Here is an 18539-nt window from a genome sequence, read left to right as displayed (position 1 = left end):
GCTGATGAAGGCGCGTGCCCACGAAACTTTCTAGCTTCAACCTCTTCGACTTTATAACTCTAAATAAGGTACGCTGCTACCTCGTCTGGCTGCAGCACCACGCTGATGTGGTCGTGCAGGGTGGTGGCCAGCGAGTAGCCGGTGTAAGTGGCCGCTACCGGAAACAGGGTGTGGCTGCGGTCTACGAGCGTGGCGATCTCTATCTTGCGGGGGGCGTATTGCAGAATGGCGGCCAGGGCATAGGTCAGTATCCGGCCGGTGTTGAGCACATCGTCTACAATCACGACCGCCTTGTTTTGCAGATCGGTCGTTTCCGGGTCGAGCTGAACCGGCGTGCCGGCCGGGGCGGCTTTGTCGATCGTGGCGCGGATGAGCGTTACGGCTATGGGCGAAATCTTTTGCAGCTCCCTGGTAAGCATTTCGGCCAGGGTGTAGCCCGTCTGGTGAATGCCGGCCAGCACGAGCTCCTGCTCCTCGAAGTTCTGCTCATAAATCTCATACGCCATCCGGATGATCTTTTGCTCGATCTGCGCTTTGTTCAGTATCTGGTTCTGTTGCGGGTGTGTCATCTTTGTCAGGGCTATTGGTTGGGCGGCCTGTGGCCTGGCTGCTGTGGCAAAATTAAAATAATATTCCCAGCAGGCCTATGTTTTAAGCAAACAACAAAATAATTTGGTCAATAAGGTTTTAGTTTCGTAAATTCTTGTTAATTTTGCAGTCCGATTCAGAATTAAGGTTAATAAACGTTTATAATAATGAGAAAAGGCATTCACCCAGAATACAGAAAGGTGGTTTTTCAGGATACTTCCAGTGATTTCAAGTTTATCACGCGTTCTACCATGACTTCTAACGAGACGATCACCATGGAAGACGGTGTTGAATATCCGGTTATCAAAGTGGAGGTTTCTTCTGCCTCTCACCCGTTCTACACTGGTAAAAACATCTTTGTGGACACTGCAGGCCGTGTTGAGAAATTCAACAAGCGTTACAAAAAATAAACGTTTTAAGGTTAAAACGTTTAAAAGCAAAGTCTTTTCGATAATATCGAAAAGACTTTTTTATTTTTGATCTTATGAACGTTGTGCTCTTCGATGAACCAGGCATACGGCAGGCGCTGTTGCCGCTTACCTTTACCAGGCCGGTGGCCGACATACGGGTAGGTATCCTTACCATAGCCGAAAAGTGGCGCACCTACATGGGTGGCGAAGTCTCTTACCTGACGCAGCCTTACCTGCAGACCAAGTTTAAGCGGCAAATGGAAACTGGCCTGTTCGTAAACGGTGCTTTGTGCCCCGATGTGGAACTGGTGCGGCTCATCAGGCAGCTGGCTGTGGGCGAAGGACTGGCCTACCAGGGCATATTACTTGCCCTGCACACCAACGGCGCAGATGTAAAACAGGTAGAAGACCTGCAGCCATTGGCCCGATCGGTAAAGGAAGTCGAAAAGTGTACGCTGCTAAAGGAGGTATGGGAGATTTTTCTGCAAAACCCCGGTCAGATTGAAAAGGATTTCGCGCTAGTGACGGCAGGCCGCAAAAGCCGGCCCGTGTACGATGTGCACACGGCCGTGTATTGCGAGCGGAATGTGTTTATTGAAGAGGGCGCCAAGATACGGGCAGCCGTGCTCAATGCAGAGACAGGCCCGATCTATATCGGCAAAAACACGCAGGTGCAGGAAGGAGCCATGATTGCCGGACCTTTTGCGCTGTGCGAAGGCAGTGTGGTGAACATGGGCGGCAAAATGCGGGGCAACGTAACAGTGGGGCCGCATTCGAAAGTGGGCGGTGAGGTCGGTAGCTCGGTGGTTCTGGGGTATTCGAACAAAGGGCACGACGGCTACCTGGGCAACTCGGTGCTGGGCGAGTGGTGCAACCTCGGCGCCGACACCAACACCTCGAACCTGAAGAACAATTATGCCGAAGTGAAGCTCTGGAACTACCCCAGCAACAGCTTTAAAGGTACCGGGCAACAGTTCTGTGGCCTTATCATGGGCGACCATTCCAAGAGCAGCATCAACACCATGTTCAACACCGGCACGGTGGTGGGGGTGAGCGCCAATATATTCGGAGCAGGGTTCCCGCCCAATTTTGTGCCTTCTTTCTCGTGGGGTGGCGCAGCCGGCCTGGATACCTACAGGCTGGACAAAGCCCTGGAGGTAGCCGAAAAGGTGATGCAACGCCGCAACGTAGCTCTCGACGAAACAGAGCGCGCCATCCTGACAGAAGTATTTGAGCAGACCAAGCAGTATAGAAACAGATAGCCTTCGTGACCTCTAGCAGCAGCAGAGCCTCCGGAGGGCCATTTTCATTTGAATAATTTGGTTGTTGATTGTTAGTTGTTGATTGTTAAAAAGTCCTTTGGTAGATATACCAAAAGAACTGACCGATTATCTAACCATTAAACAATTTAGCAATCAACAACCAGCAACCAGCAATTAACAATTAATAGAAGTGCAGTTCTCACAGATCATAGGGCAACAGGAAACCAAGCAGATGCTGCTGAACTCGGTGCGGCAGAACCACGTGGCGCATGCGCAGCTGTTTCTGGGGCAGGAGGGGAGCGCAAACCTGGCCCTGGCCTTGGCTTACGCCACTTACATTAACTGCGAGAGCAAACTTCCTGAAGATTCATGTGGAACATGTGCCAGCTGCGTGAAAATGGACAAGCTGGTGCACCCCGACTTTAACTTCGTGATGCCGGTAACCAGCACTAAATCGGTCACGAAGGATGTGCTGAGCCAGAAATTCCTGACGGAGTGGCGGCAGTTTGTGCTCGCCAACCCGTACCAGGGCCTGAACGAGTGGATGCAGTTTATCGGGGCCGAAAACAAACAGGGGCTTATTTCGAAAGAGGAAAGCCGGCAACTGGTAAAGCTGGTGTCGCTGAAGGCCTTTGAGGGAGATTACAAGATTGTGCTGATCTGGCTGCCGGAGCTGATGCACACCACCGCCGCCAACGCCCTGCTCAAACTGCTAGAGGAGCCACCCGTAAAAACGCTTTTCCTGCTGGTGTCGCAGGCTGCTGAGAAATTGCTGGCCACCATTACCTCCCGCACCCAGATTGTGCAGGTGCGGTCCTATTCAGAAGAAGAGGTGATGGCCTACCTGCAGCAGACCCACAACACCGAACCTACTGCTGCCTACCAGATCGCGCAAATGGCCGAAGGCAGCCTGAACGCCGCCACCAAACTCACCACCGAGATCAGCAGCGATTATTTCGTATTCTTTCAGGACTGGATGCGCTCCTGCTACGGCTACAGGTTCGCGGAGATCGTGGAAAAGATGAGCGAAGATTTTCAGAAGCTGGGCCGCGAGAACCAGAAGAACTTCCTGCTTTACGCCCTGAACCTGTTCCGGAAAGTGTTGTTGTATGGTGTAGATACTTCGCTGGTGGCCTTTATGCCGCCTGCCGAACAGGCCTTTATCGAAAATTTCTCAAAGCTGATAACACCGCATAACGCCGAGCGGCTCTCTGCCGAGCTGAACGAAGCACATTATCACATCGAGCGTAATGCCAACCCGAAAATGGTATTTGTAGACAGTTCTATCCAGATTGCAGGCTACCTGCGAAACCCTAATTAAATTGACATGCAAACCAATCATTCCCCTAAGATAATTCGCCTTGGCACCCGGGGCAGCAAACTAGCCATGTGGCAGGCCCATGCCGCCGCCGACCGCATTACAGCTGCCGGGTTTGCCGCCGAGATCGTGGCCATCACGACCAAGGGCGACCAGATGCTCGACAAGTCGCTGGACAAGCTTGGCTCCAAGGGCGTGTTTACCGAAGAGCTGGAAGATGGCCTGCGCGATGGCTCTATTGATATTGCCGTGCACAGCGCCAAAGATGTGCAGTCTTCTATTCCGGACGACCTGGAACTGCTGGCTTTTATGGAGCGCGAGAAGGTAAACGACGTGCTCCTGTCTTTCGACCCTGCTTTTAAGCTCACGCCCGAGAGCAACGTCGTGATCGGGTCCTCTTCTACCCGGCGCAGGGCCCTCCTTAAAAAGTACTACCCGCATGTGAGCACGGTAGATGCGCGCGGCAACCTGCAAACGCGCCTGCAGAAGCTGGAGAGCAAGCAGTTCGACGTGCTGCTGCTGGCCTACGCCGGCGTACACCGCATGGGCTACGACGACATGATTGTGCACACCTTCCCCGAAAACCAGTTTGTGCCGGCCGCCGGACAAGGCAGCGTGGCCATAGAGTGTGCCAGAAATTTGGATCCTGAGGTAAAACAGCGGCTAAAGGCAGCCCTCGACCATGCCGATACGCACGTGTGCCTGCTGGCAGAACGCGCTTTTCTGCGCACCATGGAAGGTGGCTGCAGCATCCCGTCGTTTGCACTGGCTACCCTCACTCCAGGAGGCCTGCAGATAGAAGGTGGCTTGGTAAGCCTCGACGGGCAGACCCTGCTGCAGGAAACCATGACAGCCGACCCAGCCCAGGCCGAGGAATTAGGTGTGCGACTCGCAACCTCTATTCTGGGACAAGGTGGTAAGGAGATCCTGAAAAGCATCAGGGCAGAGCGAGGCGAGTAGCATTTTTCGTAAAGCGATATTTTAACAGAAAGCGGTGCAGGTTTGCATCGCTTTTTTTGTTTGTAACTGGGAAGGTGTGAAGAGCAGTAGCAGCAGCAGTTCCGGAAGGCTATTTTCATTAGAATAATTTTCTTGATGCCGTGTAAGCCTGGCGTGCAGGAAGAGTGGTTTGTAAGGATTATGATGTATGCTATAATAATTGGCGCTACTCCATTTATCTGGCTATATTGGAGGGATAAACGGAGTGATTTAGTTTAGCAGGTAGTTACCCGAAATTAATGATTATGAAAAAAGACTATATTGTGGAGGCTGAAAAAGTGGCCAGAGCGATAGATATAGCGATTGAATCTTTGTCTAAATATCCACCAGTTGGTTTTAATGAAGCTCATGTAAATCAATTTATAAATGTATATAAAGATTACAAAGCAAGTGTCTTGAATCCTCTACCACAATACAAAAAGCTAGCTTCTCTAAAGTATATTATTAATGATATATTGACTTTTTTTCAAGAATCGAAAGGAGAAGCGGTAGAATACTTTTGGGAAAAAGTAAATGAAGAAAATTTAGGTTATAAAAGGGAAGATAAGCTACGGAAAATACTTAATCGAGGAAAGATACGTAGTCGAATAGAGTATGAATTAGCTGTTGACTCAATTGTAGCTGCTGAAGAAGTAGGCAGAATTACAATAGAAGAAGCATGTTTGCTTGGTAAAATAATCGGCGAATTTGAATTGAGTAAAAGAATAAAAATGGGCAACAAGGCATAAACGCCAGCCTTCGGTCAATGGCCTCACCCGTCGTTTATACGAGCCGTTACACAACAAATGATTATAAAGAATCCCATTTTCATCATTCCTTTGTTCCTGATTCTATTCTGTTGTAAAAGTCAGGAATCGATTTCTTATTCTGTAGACGGTAAATATGTTGGCCAAGGAGAAGCCGACTCCAGACTTGAACTGATTTTAGCCAGCGATAATGGATTCCAGTATTGGGAAAGGTTTGGATACGGATTGAAGTACACTGAGGGAACCTGGATGATCGAAAATGACATGCTGGTTCTAAACTCAAGAAAACTCTCAGAAAATGAGGAAGTTATTCGGTCAATATCGAGTGGGAGATGGATTACTTTCGAGAATTCAAAATGGAAGATTAAATCTGGTGTCTTGATCGAAGTTGATAAGAAAGAACGTAGACTCGTAAGGGTAAAAATGTAAGTCGTTGTTAAAAATATTTATAAAGAATGCTAAAATAGCTCTTAATCGAAAGTCTGTATTTCTCTGCTGCGGCTGGTTTCCTGCGCAAAATCATTTTTGCGATCCCGCACTTTTATATGCCCGCGCGTCGGTCATTAGCCAAAGCAACAAAAGACGCTTAGCAATGGTTATATTAATAAAATAATAGAATATGCGAACAGTAAGTTTAACGTTACCTGAGAATCTTGAGATAAGTGAACCCGAGCTGAAGATACTTTTAGCTGGAGAATTGTATGAAAGAGAAAGGCTCTCTCTGGGTCAGGCCGCTGATTTAGCCGGGCTCTCCAAAAGGGCTTTCGTAGAAATAATGGGCATGTACGGGTTTTCCCTGTTTAGTAAATCAGAAGAAGATTTATTATCTGACATTGCCAATGCCTGACCTGATAATTTGCGATACCAGTTACCTAATCCTGTTTGATAAAATTAACAAACTAAAATTGCTTAGGCATTGCTTCTCTAGTATCTATGCTACACCAGAGTTCTCAGAAGAATTTGGTAAAGCTTTACCCGATTGGATAGTAGTAAGGGAAGCTGGAAACAAAGCGCTTCAACAAATGCTAACGCAGATTTTAGGAAAAGGAGAATCAAGTGCAACAAACTGACTTTAGGATATCAGAAAAAATAATCAGAAAGATTTTAGCCACTATAGGTGAATGACGGGTGCCTAGGCTCAACAACAGCTAAAAAGCACTAAAATGTTTTCTAGCCCAATCCGCTCAACCCCACTCCCAAATAATGAAGAACATCGCCGATGCGCCAAAAATAGTAAACGCTAACAAAACACAAACCTAACGCGGCTCTATTTTATGGACGTTTACTGTTTAGCTTCTGGTACACAGTCAACTTACTTTTTGAAAAATAAGCTTTCTCAAGGTAGCTGCTACTCAAGCTTATATTGGTCAATTTTTAATTTCACAAACTCCTGCTGTTCCTGCCGCAACAACCGCTACCGGATCACCACCTTATGCTTCGTAAGCTTCAACCCTGTTTCCACCTGTAGCACATACACGCCAGCTGCCAAGCCCGACACATCCAGCTGCACCTGCTCCGATGCCAGGCCAGCACGTTGCTGCACAATCTGACCCAGTGCGTTGTACAAACTGAGCTGAGCGCCACTGCCGAGGGTGGCTGGTTTCAGTTGGAGCGTTAGGGTGCCGGTAGCCGGGTTCGGGTAAATAGTAAAGCTGTCTTCCTGCTCATTGGCCAGGCCGGTAGTCTGGTCGGTAAGTTTGGCTATGCGGGTATTGGTGCCGTACAAAATTACAAACAACTCTCCGGCACGGTCTTCTGCAAACCCCGACACCGAGGCAGGGGCCGTTAGCAAAAGTTCGTTGCTGCCGGCAGTGCCGTCTTCGTTCAGCGTCAGAGCCCAGATCTTTCTGGTTACGTAGTCGCCGTAGATATATTTGCCTTGCAGACTGGGCGATTGCTCCCCACGATAAACAAAGCCTCCGGTAATGGATTTTCCTACATTCATGCTGTTCTCATACTCAAAGATCGGCAGCGTCAGGCCTTCTTTGGAGCAGTTTTCGGAGGCAGGGTAGCAGAGGGTGCCTTCCATGGTGTTCCAACCGTAGTTGCCGCCCTTGGTAATCAGGTTAATTTCCTCGCGTGCGCCCTGGCCTACATCGGCCGCATACAGCCGGCTGGTGGTGCGGTCGAAGCTGAATTTCCAGGGGTTACGCAGCCCGTAGGCATAAATCTCCTCTCTAAACCCTTCGGTGTTGCCTGCAAACGGATTGTCTGCCGGAATGCCGTAGGGCCGGCTGCCACTGGTGCTGTTCACGTCTATGCGGAGTATCTTGCCAAGCAGGCTGCTTCTGTTCTGGCCATTTTTTTGCGGGTCGCCGGCGCTGCCACCGTCACCGGTCGCAATGTAGAGAAAGCCGTCTGGCCCGAAAATTAACTTGCCGCCGTTGTGGTTGTTGAAAGGCTGGTCTATGGTTAGGAGCACCACTTCAGAGGCAGGGTCGGCCACTTCCGGGTTGGTGCTGCTGCGCGAGAACCTGGAGATGCGGGTTTCCAGATCGCCGGTGGTATAGTTTACATAAAAATAGCCGTTGGTTGGGTAATCCGGATGAAACGCCAGGCCAAGCAGGCCCCTTTCGCCACCAGAAGTTACCCTGCCGGTAATATTGAGAAACACCGAAGAAGCGGTAGCCTGTGCCGGGTTTTCGGGGAAAGCATAAATGGTGCCAGCCTGCGTAACAGCATATAGCCTGTCGCCCGACGGGTGATCTGGCACCAGCTCCACCAGGTTCGTAAACGACAGCGAAGGGTATACCGCCTCCTGCAACTGATATTGCGCCCTGGACGCACAGGCGAGCAGGAGCAGCAGGCAAAGGGTAAATGTTCTTTTCATGTTCATAGGTGTTTGGTGCAACCACTTTTGTGTTTTCCTGTTCTACGCTAAAAATATGATAGAGGGCTGATAATGAGGAGGTAGTTTGCTGTGCTTTTGCCTGTAAACAAGCAGCAAACCCCTCTGAAGGGGCAAAATCATTAGAATAATTGCTGATTGGTTTGTGAATGGCTACATGGCTTAACTGTTAAATGGCAGAATTCGGGAATTTGAAGATTTGGAAATGTTCACTGTTTTGTCTTACTGTGAAGGATCTTGAGGGCGAGAAGCGCATCACAAAAGTCAAAGAAAATCCTGCTCATCCTTTCATCCTGAAAATACTGATTCAGACTAAAAATCTTGTGTCTTGCAGCCGAAATTTGGATTAAAGCGAAAAAAGGTAAAACTTAAAGCTTCTTTTACAATTGTTCAGAGCAGCATGTCCGAAAACAGAAGATTGAAACAACTCCTTTTTATTCTATTGATGCTGGTAACAGGGCCCGGTGCCGTAATGGCCCAGAAAAAACCGAAGGGGAAAGACCAGCTCGTTACCATCAGCACGCCGCAGGGCGACATGAAACTGGTGCTTTTCGACGACACGCCGCAGCACAAAGCCAATTTTCTGAAGCTGGCCCGGGAGGGCTTCTACAACGGCACCACCTTTCACCGGATCGTGCAGGGCTTTATGATACAGGGCGGCGACCCTAACTCCAAAAATGGCAACAGCAGCCAGGTTGGCACTGGCAACCCCGGCTACACCATCCCGGCCGAAATCAAGCCTGAGCACAAGCACGTGCGGGGCGCAGTGGCCGCCGCCCGCATGGGCGACCACATGAACCCCCAGAAAGAATCGAGCGGTTCGCAGTTCTATATTGTGGAGAACCACCGTGGCACCCCCATGCTCGACGAAGCCTACACCGTGTTCGGACAGGTGGTAGACGGCCTCGATGTGATCGACAAGATTGCCGCACAGCCAAAAGGAGCCCGCGACCGCCCCATCTCCGCCATAACCATGGAGGTGAAGGTAGAGGAGGTGAAAAAGAAAAAGATCGCCAAAAAATACAAGTATACTTATTGAGGCTTCGCCTTAATTCAAAATTAGAAATTATTAATGGCTGACCTGGCAGGAGCAGCAGCACGTGCAGAAAGCTCCGGAGGCCTTTTTTGATTAGAATAATTATCTGAATCAGGATTTACAGAAGGCAAGAATATGCAGGATGCCTGTAGCAGAACAACAAGTGGATGCAGCTACTTTTCTACCCGCAGATCAACCATTTAGCCATTAAACCATTTAACAATTTAGCAATTTAAATGAAAAAGATACTGATTACGGGCTCTAATGGCCTGCTTGGGCAGAAATTGGCAGAACTGCTGCTGCCCCGCACCGATGTGGAATTGCTGGCGACCAGCCGTGGCGAAAACAAACTGGCTGCGCCGTTGCCCGACCTGCCTTTTGCTGCTATGGATGTGAGCGAGCAGGAGCAGGTGGAGCAGGTAGTAAGCTCTTTCAGGCCCACCCACATCATCCACACGGCCGCCATGACCAACGTAGACCAGTGCGAGACAGACCAGGAAGGCGCCCTGAAACTGAACTACCACGCCGTGCAGCACCTGGTGGCCGCCTGCGAGAAATATAACGTGCACCTGATCCACCTTTCCACCGACTTTATTTTTGATGGTGAAGATGGTCCCTATACCGAGGAGGCAGATGCCAACCCGATCTCGTTTTATGGCGAAACTAAGCGCCTGGCAGAAGAGGCGGTAAAGCAGGCCAAATGCAAGTGGGCCATCCTCAGAACGGTGCTTGTGTACGGGGTAGTGCACGACTACGGCCGCACCAACATTGTGCTCTGGGTACGCGACAGCCTGCGGGCCGGTAAGCAAATTAAGGTGGTAGACGACCAGTTCCGCACACCCACGCTGGCCGAAGACTTGGCCATGGGCTGCTGGCTGGCCGCTCAGCACGACGCAGAAGGCATCTTCAACATATCGGGCAAGGAACTGCTCACGCCGTACGCCATGGCCCTGCAGGTGGCCGATTATTTTAACCTCGACAAAGGCCTGATAGAGAAGGCAGACGCCACCACCTTTTCGCAAACCGCCAAACGCCCGCCGCGCACTGGCTTCGACATATCCAAGGCCGAGACGGTTTTGGGGTACAAGCCGCACTCTTTTATGGAGGGTATCCGGATGGTGGCAGAGCAGGCGGAGGCCTAGCGCCCGGAATACTTTTTTTGGGTTGCGGCCGTAATTTTATGGGGAGCCCTTGCCGAAGCTGTTAAAACATTCTTTAAATTGGACTTTTTAGCAAGCCTAAGTTGCAAAAAAGAACCAGAGCTTTGGTAAATATCCAGTCAGGCAAGCGCGTTTTGCCCGGCAAAAAACATAAGAATCAGCTCCCGGTGCGATCGGCAGCGCACCGGATAATCTTAACATGATCTACCTATCAACAACATCTACCCTTTTATATGAGTGCTAACAAAGAGTCGTGGGGGTCACGAGTGGGTCTCATCTTAGCCATGGCCGGTAACGCGGTCGGTCTCGGTAACTTTCTGAGGTTTCCGGTGCAGGCCGTGCAGAATGGCGGTGGCGCCTTTATTATTCCCTATCTGGTCTGCTTCCTGGTTATGGGTATCCCGCTCCTCTGGATAGAGTGGTCTATGGGGCGCTTCGGCGGCAAACATGGGCACCACTCCACGCCCTTTATTGTGGACACGATGGGGAAGAACCGGCTCTGGAAATACATCGGGGTATTCGGCATCTGGACCAACATTGCGGTAGCTTCTTATTACTGCTACCTCGAGTCCTGGACGATGTCTTACGTATTCCATTCGGTTATCGGCACATTCAGGGATCTGGACCAGGAAGGCGTGTCCAACTTCTTTAACGAGTACGTTTCGCTCGGCATATCCACCTTAGGTGTTCCCTACGAACCGATTGTGTTTTTCCTGCTCTGCCTCTTGCTCAACACCTGGATTTTGTCGAAGGGTCTGGCAGGGGGAGTGGAACGTGTGGCTAAGATCGGCATGCCCCTGCTTATTCTTTTTGGTGTGTTTCTGGCTTATAAAGGTTTCACGATAACGGCAGGAGAAGACGGTGCCATCAACGACAGCTCCGTAGGTCTTAACTTTCTCTGGACACCAAACTTCGATGAGCTTTGGTCACCATCGGTATGGCTGGCGGCGGCAGGTCAAATCTTTTTTACGCTCTCCGTAGGCATGGGCACCGTGCAGTGCTACGCTTCCTATGTGCGCTCCAAAGACGATATCGCGCTCAATGCCATGTCGGCCGGCTGGATGAACGAGTTTGTAGAAGTCGTGCTCGGCGCCGCCATCCTCATCCCGATTTCTATTGGCTACCTGGGCATCGACCGGGTAACGGAGATGGTGCAGCATGGCGGGCTGGGGCTTGCTTTCCGTACCATGCCTTACCTCTTCTACCAATGGGGCGATGTGCTGGGCGCTATTGCCGGCGTCATGTGGTTTGGCTTGCTGTTCTTTGCCGGCATTACCTCCTCGCTGGCTATGGGTACACCCTGGATCGGTTTCCTGCAGGACGAGTTTAACTGGAAGCGGAAGCCGGCCGCCTGGTCGTTCGGTATTTTTGTGCTGGTGCTGGGTATGCCAACAGTGCTTTTCTTTGAGTATGGCGTGTTCGACGAGTACGACTACTGGGCAGGCACGGTCTCGCTCGTGGTTTTCGCGTTGTTCGAGTCTATCCTGTTTGCCTGGATCTTCGGCATGAACAAGGGGTGGCGGGAGATCATTTCGGGCGCCGATATCAAAGTGCCCAACATTTACCGCTTTATTATAAAGTACATAACGCCAATGTTGCTGCTTTGGGTGTTCCTGGGCTCGTTGTTTACGCCAAAAGGGGGCGATTGGACAGTAGCCTTCAGCGGGAACTGGCAGTTGGACGACAGTTCTATTATAAAGAAGATAATGAACAGCGGTTTAAAGCAGCAGCTGGCCGCAGCCACAGACCCGGCTCAGATAGAACACCTGCAAGACACTCTGTTCTTCGTAAATGCTTCGCGCATCCTGTTGCTGCTTGTCTGGCTGGGCCTGGCCTTGCTGGTATACATAGCCTATAGAAAACGAGTTAGGGAAGGACGAATTTAGACAACTATGAACACATCAGCCTTAATTGTGATGCTCTCGACCATCTTTCTGGTAACTGGCATGATGGTATTTTTCTTCGTGAAAATACTCACCACACCGCCCAAGCCCGAACCAGACTCCTACCTCGACAACGACGATGAGCCTAGCCGGGAACCGGTTCCTCCTAAACGGTAATTTCTTTGGATGAAAGAACTGAGGCGCCTTATTCGTCGTCACCTTGGCTTCTCGCAGGGGGAGGTCAACGGATTTTTGTTGCTGATGAGCTTGCTGGTGCTGTTTCTGGCACTGCCGTTTTTGTACGAAGTCATCTTCAGGCCAGCTCCCTCTGCCGCCACCGCCACACGCGACCAGCAGGCCCTCGATAGCCTGGTGGCACAGCTGGAGCTGCGTGATGAGAGAAAAAGCAGATCGCTGTTTAAGGCACCGGCAGTTGCACTACAGCCTTTCAACCCAAACGAACTCAACGCAGAGCAATGGCAGGAACTGGGGCTCCCGAAATTCCTGGCGCAGCGCATTCTGAACTACCGCCAGAAGGTAGGCGATTTTACGTACAAGGCCCAGGTGCAGCGGATTTATGGACTGCCCGACTCAGTATATCAGCAGCTGCGCCCCTACATACAACTGCCTGAGGAGCGACCCAGCCGCTACGGCAACCGCAGCCGCGACCTAGCCGCTGCTCCTGACCGACCTGCCACAGGGCCTGACTGGAATTATCCCCGACGCGAGAAATTCGTGCTGGCCCCCTTCAACATCAACACCGCCGATACTACCCAACTCAAGCAGATCAGAGGCATTGGCAGTAAGCTCTCGGCCCGTATTGTGAAATACCGCGATGGCCTGGGCGGTTTTCGCGACATGGAGCAGCTAAAGGAGGTGTTTGGGTTATCGCCGGAGGTGGTGGATAGCCTGCAGAAGTACAGCTACGTGCAAAAGGGGTATGCGCCGCAGAAACTGAACATCAACACAGCCACTGCTGATGAGCTACGGGCGCACGCATACATATCGCCCAATGTTGCCCGTGCCGTAGTCGCTTACCGCGAGCAGCACGGGCCCTACAGACAGTTGGAGGATATACAGAAGATAAAGATCATCAGCCCCGAGCTGTACGAAAAGCTGCAGCCCTACCTGAGCTTGTAGCAGAAGAACCGCACAGACCACGCAGCGTACGCAGCTCCTGCGAGCGTCTTGACAGCTACGGCAGCAGGAGTTTCGTCTGAATCAGAAATTACAGAATTTTAGACTACTCAGAATAGAACTCTAGAAATGACTTGCAGCAGCAGCAGCAGCAGCGCTTTTTTACTCCGGAAGGCCCATTTCATTAGGATAATCTGCTTCCCTGTAGCTTCGGCCATTCCGAGAAAAGACGTTCGCAGGAGCTGCGCACGCTGCGAGGTCTGGAAAACTACTTCTTCTCTTCCTTCAGAAACACCCGATACACCGCCGACAGATCTTCTTCGCCAAACCCCGCTTCCTTAGCCTGCGCATACACCTCTTTAGCAGTGTGCAGCAAAGGGAGCGCCACGTTCTGCTCATAGGCGGTAACACCCGCCAGGTGCAGGTCTTTGTGCGCCCACTCCAGGGGGAATTGCGGAGAGAACTCCCGGTTCAGGAGCTTTGGTTGCTTCAGCTTCAGGAAGGGAGCAGCAGCAGGGCCGTCGAGCAGCGTCTGGCAGAGCATCTCTTCTGAAATACCGAGGGCCGTACCCAGCTTGAGAGCCTCGGCAAAGGAGGCCATGGCTTGTGCCAGCATCATGTTGTTGACCATTTTCATGCCGGAGCCTTGGCCGTGGTCGCCAACGTGTATTACTTCTTTGCCCATCAGGTCGAGCAGCTCGCGCACCTGTTCCACATCGGCAGCATCGCCGCCCACCAGAAAAATCAGTTCGCCTTTTTCGGCAGGCATCAACGAGCCTGAGACCGGTGCATCTAAAAAGCGCTGCCCCATTTTTTTGGCGTGCTGCGCCATCTTCAGGGTGAAGGAGGGGTTAACGGTGCTGCAGTTTACCCACAGCGAGTTTCCCGGCAAGGCTTTCAGAAAGCCGTCTTTGCCAATGGTTACTTCTTCCACAGCCTCTGGGGTGGAGAGCATGGTAAACACCAGGCGGCACTGCTGCGCCACTTCTTCTGGTGTTGTGGCACGCGTGGCACCCTTTTCCACCAACTCATCTGCCCGCGACTGGGTGCGGTTATACACCACCAACTCGTGCCCCGCCTGCTGTAAATGAGCCGCCATCCTGCTGCCCATAATGCCAAGTCCTATAAATCCGATTTTCATGTGCTGTTCTGGTTGTTCTGTTAGTAGTACGCAGGTTAGCGCTTCGGGCTCAATTATTCTAATGAAAATGGCCCTCCGGAGAGGTTTGCTGCTGTCAGATAATCTACAGGATAGCCGGCCAATTTATTTGTACAAGCCCTAACATAAAGCCAGCTGTGCCACCTTTAGCTGGCAGGAAGTCGGAGGCTTCCGATCTTCATTTTTTCATTTGAAGTCTCCCTTCGGAAAATTACAAACTGCAGGGAAAGTTAGTAATAGCTAATTTTTCCCAGACAATTTTCAAATCTTCACATCTCCAAATTTTCAAATCTTACATCAATTTTCAACCGTCGACGACAGCTTCACCAGATCCCGCAGCTCCGTGTTGTTCAGCTCGCCCAGCCACTTCTCGCCGGTGCCCACAGTTAAGTCGGCGAGTTCTTTTTTGGAGCTGATCATGGCGTCTATTTTTTCTTCGAGGGTGCCCTGGCTCAGGAGGCGGTATACCATCACGTTTTTTTGCTGCCCGATGCGGTAGGCTCGGTCTGTTGCCTGTGCCTCTACAGCCGGGTTCCACCACAGGTCGTAGTGCACCACGTTCTGCGCGGCCGTCAGGTTAAGACCGGTGCCGCCGGCTTTGAGCGAGAGAATAAAAATGCGGTGGTGGCGGATGTTCTGGAACGCATGCACCATCTCGTCGCGCTGCGCCCGTGAGAGGGAGCCGTGCAGGAACAGCGGCTGCGTGCCCAGTTCCTCCTGCAGAAAAGTCGACAGCAGCTCGCCCATTTCTTTGTACTGTGTAAAGATCAGCGTCTTTTCCTGGTTGTCGAGAATGGGCTGGAGCAACTCCAGCAGCAGCTGCAGCTTGCCCGATTGCGAGGCCACGGGCTTGCCGGATTTCAGGTACTGGTAGGGGTGGTTACAGACCTGCTTCAGCGCCGTCATCATTTTCAGCACCAGCCCTTGCCGCGTAATGCTTTCGCTTTCCTCCACCTGCTTCATTGCCTCGTTCACGATGTTCTCGTACACGGCCGCCTGCTCTTTGGTGAGGCTGCAGTAGCGGTTGCTCTCCACTTTGTCAGGCAAATCGGAGATAATGCTTTTGTCTGATTTAACCCGGCGCAGAATAAACGGCTCCGTCAGCTTCCGGAAAGTCGCCAGTTTTTGGTGGTCTTTTTCCAACGAGATCGGTTTGGCGAAATAATCGGTGAAGAACTTGGCGGAGCCCAGGAAACCTTTGTTCGTGAAATCGAAAATGCTCCAGTACTCGCTCAGCCTGTTTTCTACGGGCGTTCCGCTGAGCGCCACTTTCAGGTTGGCTTTAATGCTTTTGATGGCTTTGGTCTGGGCGGTGCCGTGGTTCTTGATGTTCTGCGCCTCGTCTATCACCAGCAGCTGCCACTTCTGCTTGTTCAGCTTCTCGGAATCTGACCGCACGGTGCCGTAGGAGGTGAGCAGCACATCGCGCCCGTCAAAACTTTCCAGCTTCCGCTTCGGACCGTGGTAAATGCTGTACGACAAGTCCGGTGCAAACCGCTGCAATTCGTGGCTCCAGTTGCTGAGCAAGGTAGTTGGCACCACCACCAGCGCCTTGGCTTTGGCTAACTGGTTCTCCTTTTTGAGCTTGAGCAGCAGCGTGATCGTCTGCAGTGTTTTGCCGAGGCCCATGTCGTCAGCCAGGATGCTGCCAAACCCGATGCGGCTGTTCTTGTAGAGCCACTCGTAGCCGCGTTGCTGGTAGGGGCGCAGGTTAGCCTGCAGCTCGGCAGGCGGGGCAATGGCTTTTACGGAGGTCAGCTCATCCAGGGTCTGCTGCAGCTCTTTTGTCAGCTGAATTGGCACACCCTGGTATTCGTTGGCAAACAGCACCCGCATCACCTCCTGCTTGCTCAACTCCGGTGGATGCTGCAGCTGCTTCATCAGCTTCTCCAGGTCCTCCTGCGTCAGGTGAATGAAGCCGTCGCGCAGTTTCACAATGCCTTTGCTGCCTTTCACCAGCTTCAGAAACTCCTTCGGATCGATAAAATTATTATCTCCCACAGCCACCTGCCAGTTATAGTCGAGCAGGTGCTGCAGGTCGAGCCAGCTTCGCACTTTCTCTTTGGAACCACCCGTAGACATGCGCAGCGATGCCTGTGGCTTCACCAGGTGGCGCAGCGACTTAGGCAGCAGCACTTCCATGCCCAGCATCTGCAGGAGGGGCAGCATCCGGAGCAGCACATCGGCAAACTCCTCGCCATCGTAGCGTAGTTCTTTCTTCTCCTCGCTGTTCACCACTTGCGTAATGTCGGGGAAGTGCTCCTGCAACAGCATCAGGTCTTTGATCACGGTGAGTTTATGCTGCTGGTACTGCTTCTCTTTCTTGAACTTGTGTAGCGGCACCGGTGCCTGCAGCGCAGCACTTTCCCGATCGCGCACCGCTACTGTTAAACTGAAATCAGGGAAATCTTCTTCGGCCTGGATAACCGGCACCCACTGGCGCTGCGAGAGGTGGAGCATCTTGAGCCACAGCTGCAATGCCGGAAACACATGGTCGGGCTGCAGGTGGTGCGGCAGCGGCTCCTGTTCTCCAAAAAAGAGCTGCTGAAAATAATCGTCGGGTTTAAAGCGGCTGCTCTGCGGCACCACCTCCTGCACCATGCTGGTAACAAAGAGGCTGCAGAGGCGCAAAGCCGTTTGCTGCTCCGGAAAAACGCTGCTGCTTTTGCCGTTCTGTACCTGCAGCAGCCCCTGCGGCGTGTACTGTACAAAAGGCTGCAGCGCCTGCTTTACCTGCCCGTTCTGCAACAGCGGCTCCCACTGCAACAGGTGTGTGCTGCCGGAGCGGTAGAGGTGCGGAACCAAAGCCGTTTGTGCCAGCAGTTTGAGGGCGAGGCGCAGGTAAGCGTGCAGCAACTGCAGCGTGGGTGGCCAGGCAGCCAGGGTAGCCGCATCTGTTTGCAAGGTTTCGTTTATCCAATCGAGCAGCGGAACTACGGAGGTGGTTTTCTCATACACGAGCTGCAGCCGGGGCATTTCAAGCGTGTGATCTGTGAGTACGGTCGCTTCCAGGCAGGTTTCCAGGTGCCAGTCCGGTTTTTTGCGCCAGGTGTAGGAGAGGTTTTTCTCGGCTTTTTCGGCGTACTTCAGGTGCGTGAGCAGGATGGTTTTAAAGTCGCTGGTATGGAAGGGTGTGGCAGCAGGCAGGAGGCGCAGAAAGCTGTCGCCAATAACTGGTATCTGCGAGAGGTCAAATTGCTGAAAAATGTCTTCCGGCACCTCCAGCGGCTGCGGTTTGTAAGGGTGCAGGTGGTCGTGCAGGGCCTCCACCGGCTCCGTGAGGTTCTGGCTGATGTCTACCTGCCGGTCTTTGAGGGCGGCCACGGCATCGTAGTTGTGCAGTTGCAGCACCAGCATGGGGTTCAGGTCTATTTCGTTGGCGATAATGTACACGACAGCCGCCAGGTGCTTGCAGGGCACGGCCCAGTCGGGGCAGGAGCAGTTCATCTCAAAATCGCTCCATTCCCTCGGGAAAATATCGATGTACTGGTTCTTCGCCTGCTCCAACAGTTCAGGAGGCAGCTGGCGGTTCAGCAGCCCAGCCAGCCAGGCCGGGTTCGATGCCAGCAGCTCCGTCAGGTCCTCTTTCTGCCCATTTGTAAAAGCCGGAACGGTAATGTTGACTTTATACGGCTTCGGCCTTGACCCCTGCACCTGCGCCACTATCTGGTTGCCCTTTATGTCGATGGATTTTACGGCTCCTTTGGTGGCGTAGCTGCTGCCACGTGGCAGGCGGTTGCCATAGTCGATGTTCTTCAGCGCATTGAGCCACTCTTTCCCCCAGAAGGTTTTGCCGTATTTTGCCATGATCTGCTACGAAAATTTAGAAATTCAAAATGATGTCTGTGTTTATTATCTTTCCATACCGAAGTATACTCCATAGCGTTTTATAGGGTGCAGAGGGCAATTATTCTAATGAAAAATGGCCCTCCGAAGGAATTTTGCCCGGATAGGGTGACATTGAGTACGCACTACAAGCCCGTACTAGCGCCA

The 18539-nt window shown here is 51.8% G+C and carries 16 protein-coding genes; 12 read left to right on the top strand and 4 right to left on the bottom strand.

The features are described from left to right. Window positions 1-59: 59 nt before the first annotated feature. Window positions 60-569, bottom strand: coding sequence for a phosphoribosyltransferase family protein (locus FJM74_RS13465; protein WP_187263131.1), 510 nt, complete (start codon window positions 567-569; stop codon window positions 60-62). Window positions 570-755: 186 nt separating this feature from the next. Between FJM74_RS13465 and FJM74_RS13460 the strand changes: the two genes are divergently transcribed. From FJM74_RS13460 to FJM74_RS13430, 7 genes are all read left to right on the top strand, one after another. After that, complete coding sequence (locus tag FJM74_RS13460; RefSeq protein WP_187263130.1) at window positions 756-998, top strand: type B 50S ribosomal protein L31; 243 nt, start codon at window positions 756-758, stop codon at window positions 996-998. A gap of 74 nt (window positions 999-1072) precedes the next feature. Continuing rightward, a complete protein-coding gene (locus tag FJM74_RS13455) occupies window positions 1073-2260 on the top strand; it encodes a GlmU family protein (RefSeq protein WP_187263129.1) in 1188 nt (395 codons plus the stop codon). A gap of 190 nt (window positions 2261-2450) precedes the next feature. Beyond that, on the top strand, window positions 2451-3581 hold the full coding sequence (locus FJM74_RS13450) for a DNA polymerase III subunit (RefSeq protein WP_187263128.1): 1131 nt from the start codon (window positions 2451-2453) through the stop codon (window positions 3579-3581). Between the two features lie 6 nt (window positions 3582-3587). Next, window positions 3588-4538: a hydroxymethylbilane synthase gene (hemC, locus tag FJM74_RS13445; protein ID WP_187263127.1), complete on the top strand. Its 951-nt coding sequence runs from the start codon at window positions 3588-3590 to the stop codon at window positions 4536-4538. Window positions 4539-4822: 284 nt separating this feature from the next. Further along, window positions 4823-5305, top strand: coding sequence for a hypothetical protein (locus tag FJM74_RS13440; protein ID WP_187263126.1), 483 nt, complete (start codon window positions 4823-4825; stop codon window positions 5303-5305). Between the two features lie 57 nt (window positions 5306-5362). After that, window positions 5363-5752 (top strand): hypothetical protein, encoded by a 390-nt coding sequence (locus tag FJM74_RS13435; RefSeq protein ID WP_187263125.1) that lies wholly within the window; start codon window positions 5363-5365, stop codon window positions 5750-5752. 190 nt (window positions 5753-5942) lie between these two features. After that, window positions 5943-6170 (top strand): UPF0175 family protein, encoded by a 228-nt coding sequence (locus FJM74_RS13430; protein ID WP_187263124.1) that lies wholly within the window; start codon window positions 5943-5945, stop codon window positions 6168-6170. Between the two features lie 567 nt (window positions 6171-6737). Here the strand turns inward: FJM74_RS13430 and FJM74_RS13425 are convergent. Continuing rightward, window positions 6738-8153 carry a PQQ-dependent sugar dehydrogenase gene (locus tag FJM74_RS13425; protein ID WP_187263123.1) on the bottom strand — a complete coding sequence of 472 codons (1416 nt, stop codon included), beginning with the start codon at window positions 8151-8153 and terminating at the stop codon, window positions 6738-6740. Between the two features lie 436 nt (window positions 8154-8589). On the opposite strand from FJM74_RS13425, the gene FJM74_RS13420 reads away from it, so the two are divergent. The 5 genes from FJM74_RS13420 (at window position 8590) to FJM74_RS13400 (ending at window position 13390) form a co-directional block, all read left to right on the top strand. Further along, a complete protein-coding gene (locus tag FJM74_RS13420) occupies window positions 8590-9210 on the top strand; it encodes a peptidylprolyl isomerase (protein WP_241739142.1) in 621 nt (206 codons plus the stop codon). Between the two features lie 233 nt (window positions 9211-9443). Then, the gene (locus tag FJM74_RS13415; protein ID WP_187263121.1) at window positions 9444-10349 is read left to right on the top strand and encodes an SDR family oxidoreductase; all 906 of its coding nucleotides are present in this window, start codon (window positions 9444-9446) and stop codon (window positions 10347-10349) included. 251 nt (window positions 10350-10600) lie between these two features. After that, entirely contained in the window at window positions 10601-12253 is a 1653-nt protein-coding gene (locus FJM74_RS13410) for a sodium-dependent transporter (protein ID WP_187263120.1), read from the top strand. A gap of 6 nt (window positions 12254-12259) precedes the next feature. Continuing rightward, the gene (locus tag FJM74_RS13405; protein ID WP_187263119.1) at window positions 12260-12427 is read left to right on the top strand and encodes a hypothetical protein; all 168 of its coding nucleotides are present in this window, start codon (window positions 12260-12262) and stop codon (window positions 12425-12427) included. 9 nt (window positions 12428-12436) lie between these two features. Next, a complete protein-coding gene (locus tag FJM74_RS13400) occupies window positions 12437-13390 on the top strand; it encodes a ComEA family DNA-binding protein (protein ID WP_187263118.1) in 954 nt (317 codons plus the stop codon). Window positions 13391-13655: 265 nt separating this feature from the next. Here the strand turns inward: FJM74_RS13400 and FJM74_RS13395 are convergent, their stop codons facing one another. Continuing rightward, window positions 13656-14528, bottom strand: coding sequence for an NAD(P)-dependent oxidoreductase (locus FJM74_RS13395; protein ID WP_187263117.1), 873 nt, complete (start codon window positions 14526-14528; stop codon window positions 13656-13658). 315 nt (window positions 14529-14843) lie between these two features. Further along, window positions 14844-18353: a DEAD/DEAH box helicase gene (locus FJM74_RS13390; protein WP_187263116.1), complete on the bottom strand. Its 3510-nt coding sequence runs from the start codon at window positions 18351-18353 to the stop codon at window positions 14844-14846. Window positions 18354-18539 lie beyond the last annotated feature (186 nt).

Source organism: Pontibacter beigongshangensis (assembly GCF_014332515.1).
Lineage (GTDB): Bacteria > Bacteroidota > Bacteroidia > Cytophagales > Hymenobacteraceae > Pontibacter > Pontibacter beigongshangensis.
This window is presented reverse-complemented; position numbering and strand designations above follow the sequence as displayed.

Excerpts from the sequence above, each read along its gene's own strand:
- FJM74_RS13460 (WP_187263130.1), top strand. The coding sequence starts at position 756 with ATGAGAAAAGGCATTCACCCAGAATACAGAAAGGTGGTTTTTCAGGAT.
- FJM74_RS13410 (WP_187263120.1), top strand. The coding sequence starts at position 10,601 with ATGAGTGCTAACAAAGAGTCGTGGGGGTCACGAGTGGGTCTCATCTTA.
- FJM74_RS13390 (WP_187263116.1), bottom strand. The coding sequence starts at position 18,353 with ATGGCAAAATACGGCAAAACCTTCTGGGGGAAAGAGTGGCTCAATGCG.
- FJM74_RS13415 (WP_187263121.1), top strand. The coding sequence starts at position 9,444 with ATGAAAAAGATACTGATTACGGGCTCTAATGGCCTGCTTGGGCAGAAA.
- FJM74_RS13440 (WP_187263126.1), top strand. The coding sequence starts at position 4,823 with ATGAAAAAAGACTATATTGTGGAGGCTGAAAAAGTGGCCAGAGCGATA.
- FJM74_RS13400 (WP_187263118.1), top strand. The coding sequence starts at position 12,437 with ATGAAAGAACTGAGGCGCCTTATTCGTCGTCACCTTGGCTTCTCGCAG.
- FJM74_RS13435 (WP_187263125.1), top strand. The coding sequence starts at position 5,363 with ATGATTATAAAGAATCCCATTTTCATCATTCCTTTGTTCCTGATTCTA.
- FJM74_RS13395 (WP_187263117.1), bottom strand. The coding sequence starts at position 14,528 with ATGAAAATCGGATTTATAGGACTTGGCATTATGGGCAGCAGGATGGCG.
- hemC (WP_187263127.1), top strand. The coding sequence starts at position 3,588 with ATGCAAACCAATCATTCCCCTAAGATAATTCGCCTTGGCACCCGGGGC.
- FJM74_RS13465 (WP_187263131.1), bottom strand. The coding sequence starts at position 569 with ATGACACACCCGCAACAGAACCAGATACTGAACAAAGCGCAGATCGAG.
- FJM74_RS13425 (WP_187263123.1), bottom strand. The coding sequence starts at position 8,153 with ATGAAAAGAACATTTACCCTTTGCCTGCTGCTCCTGCTCGCCTGTGCG.
- FJM74_RS13430 (WP_187263124.1), top strand. The coding sequence starts at position 5,943 with ATGCGAACAGTAAGTTTAACGTTACCTGAGAATCTTGAGATAAGTGAA.
- FJM74_RS13405 (WP_187263119.1), top strand. The coding sequence starts at position 12,260 with ATGAACACATCAGCCTTAATTGTGATGCTCTCGACCATCTTTCTGGTA.
- FJM74_RS13455 (WP_187263129.1), top strand. The coding sequence starts at position 1,073 with ATGAACGTTGTGCTCTTCGATGAACCAGGCATACGGCAGGCGCTGTTG.